The organism is Streptomyces sp. SID14478 (assembly GCF_010548525.1).
Taxonomy (GTDB): domain Bacteria; phylum Actinomycetota; class Actinomycetes; order Streptomycetales; family Streptomycetaceae; genus Streptomyces.
The window spans coordinates 1-2129 of sequence record NZ_JAAGMG010001001.1; the positions used below are offsets into that span (position 1 = coordinate 1).

3 protein-coding genes and 1 pseudogene are annotated in these 2129 nt (G+C 72.9%); 3 read left to right on the top strand and 1 reads right to left on the bottom strand.

All coding sequences use genetic code 11. The annotated features are described in order from the left end of the window. Positions 1-863, bottom strand: an 863-nt coding sequence (locus G3I40_RS32475) for a serine/threonine-protein kinase (protein WP_164306203.1), incomplete at its 3' end; no start/stop codon positions are given. 200 nt (positions 864-1063) lie between these two features. On the opposite strand from G3I40_RS32475, the gene G3I40_RS32480 reads away from it, so the two are divergent. From G3I40_RS32480 to G3I40_RS47520, 3 genes and pseudogenes are all read left to right on the top strand, one after another. Then, positions 1064-1339 carry a hypothetical protein gene (locus G3I40_RS32480; RefSeq protein WP_164306204.1) on the top strand — a complete coding sequence of 92 codons (276 nt, stop codon included), beginning with the start codon at positions 1064-1066 and terminating at the stop codon, positions 1337-1339. A 229-nt stretch (positions 1340-1568) separates the two neighbouring features. Further along, positions 1569-1778, top strand: coding sequence for a hypothetical protein (locus G3I40_RS32485; RefSeq protein WP_164306205.1), 210 nt, complete (start codon positions 1569-1571; stop codon positions 1776-1778). Positions 1779-1990: 212 nt separating this feature from the next. After that, positions 1991-2129 (top strand): annotated as a pseudogene (locus G3I40_RS47520) (aminoglycoside phosphotransferase family protein); the annotation flags it as partial.

The window sequence follows — 2129 nt, forward strand, 5'->3', positions numbered from 1 at the left end:
GAGCGCGGCGCCGGCGGCCGCGCCTCGCCCAGGCCCTGCGCCTCGCGGGCGGCGATCTCCTTGAGCCGCAGCGACAGCTGCAGCGTGCTGGGCCGCTCCTCCGGGTCCTTGGCGAGGCAGGCGCGCAGCAGCGGCGCGAGGGCGTCCGGCACCCCGTGCAGCTGCGCCTCCTCGTGCACGACGCGGTAGAGCATGACCTCGGAACTGCCGTGCCCGAAGGGAGAGTCGCCCATGGAGGCGTACGCGAGGGTGGCCCCGAGGGCGAACACGTCGGTGGCCGGCGTGACGGCCGCACCGCGCACCTGCTCGGGCGCGAGGAACCCGGGGGAGCCGACCGCGGTCCCCACGTGCGTCAGCGTCGAGGCGCCCGTGGCCCACGCGATCCCGAAGTCGATGATCCGCGGCCCCTTGGGGGACAGCAGGATGTTGGACGGCTTGAGGTCGCGGTGCACGACCCCGGCCTCGTGGACGGCGACGAGCCCCTCCGACAGCGCGGCCCCGACGGCGGCCACGTCCGAGGCGGCCAGCGACCCCTCCTCGGCGACCTTGTCGTGCAGCGAGGGACCGGGCACGTACTGCGTCGCGAACCACGGCCGCTCGGCGTCGAGGTCGGCGGCCACGAGCCGTGCGGTGCATCCGCCGCGGATCCGGCGCGCGGCGGAGACCTCGCGCGCGAAGCGCGACCGGAACTCCTGATCCTCCGCCAGATCCGGCCTGATCACCTTGAGTGCGACCCGCTGCCCACGCCGGTCGGAACCGAGATAGACGACGCCCATCCCGCCGGCCCCGAGCCGTCTGTGCAGCCTGAACGAGCCGACGACGCGCGGGTCCTCGCGCCTCAGGCGCATCATCGCCATGTTCATCCCCGCTGCTGCCCGGTCTCGTCTGACGAGCGACAGCTTACGTATACGCGGCCGACTGTGTGCTCAGGCCGCGCCCTCCCGCCAGATTCGATTGTCAGTGCCGGGTGGGAAACTTGAAAGGTGGTCAGGGAGCGGGGGACCAGAGCGGCTTGATGCTGCCCGGCCCCCCAACCACCCGTCGCAGAAGGGGGATTGAGTCCATGAAGGGTGATCGGGTCGAGATAGTCGTGGACGCCGGGGACACCACGCGCACGTACGAGGTGGTGGCCAGCCGTGCGGGCCGCAGAGTGGAGACAGCGGTCCGCAGGGGGGTCGTGGAAGTGAGCGAAGTCACCCGCAGCGGCTCCGTGGTGCGCACCGCGCGCTTCATGGCGACGCGGGTCCTCGCGCTGGTCGAGCAGCCGGTCCCGCGGGAGGACGCGGCCGAGCGGGCCGCCCGCACGAGCCGTCCCCTCGGGGAAGACCCCGAGACCTAGGACTCCTTCTCCACCCAGGGGAGTACACGGGATGCGGGCGGTCATCCTCCGGGAGGCCCGGCATTCGGTACGAGGGCATGACGTCCAGGTCGGCCGCCGCCCATAGATTTGAGGTCAAGCGGCGGGTGCAGCACTCGTCCCCCGAGGTCAGGCACCCGCCGCTGCCAACAACTGAAGATCCCTCCGGACCTGTCCGGCGGGATCCCGAGGATTCGACCGGGAGAGGACCATGGCGGTCACGACACCGCGGACGACTTCGTTCCGCAGCACGTGGGCCCGCAGGGCCGGCGCGTTCGGCAGCCCCGCTACCGGCCGTCGGCACCCGCTGGTGGCCACGGCCATGGTTCTCCCTCTCGCGGCCCTTCTCGTCGTCGTGTTCGGCGGCTGGGACGCGGTGGTCACACAAGCGTCGTCCGTGGGCGTGATGCTGGGGCGCTGAGCGGCGCTCCCAGGCCCGGAAGAGCGGTCCGGGCGGGGACATCCGGCCAGGAAACCCCGTGGGGACGGGGGTGCGGCGGACGGCACAAATGCTGCGCGCAGCTGGGGAGCTGCGCGCAGCATTATTTTGTGCCCCCGTACGCCGTCGTAGGCTCGGCGGCACGCACGCACCGCACCCGGGGGAGACCGTTGACCAGGCCCATCGCGCCCGCACTGCAGGCCACGGCCCGCGGCGCCCTCCACCTCGGCCCGGGCCCCTGCGTCTGCGGCGACTCCACCCTCGCCGACCGCCCCGACGGCACCGTCGTCCGGCACGGCGACACGGTCGCCAAGGCGCACGCGCCCGACACGG

Coding starts and splice junctions, on each gene's coding strand:
- G3I40_RS32480 (WP_164306204.1), top strand. CDS start 1,064: ATGAAGGGTGATCGGGTCGAGATAGTCGTGGACGCCGGGGACACCACG.
- G3I40_RS32485 (WP_164306205.1), top strand. CDS start 1,569: ATGGCGGTCACGACACCGCGGACGACTTCGTTCCGCAGCACGTGGGCC.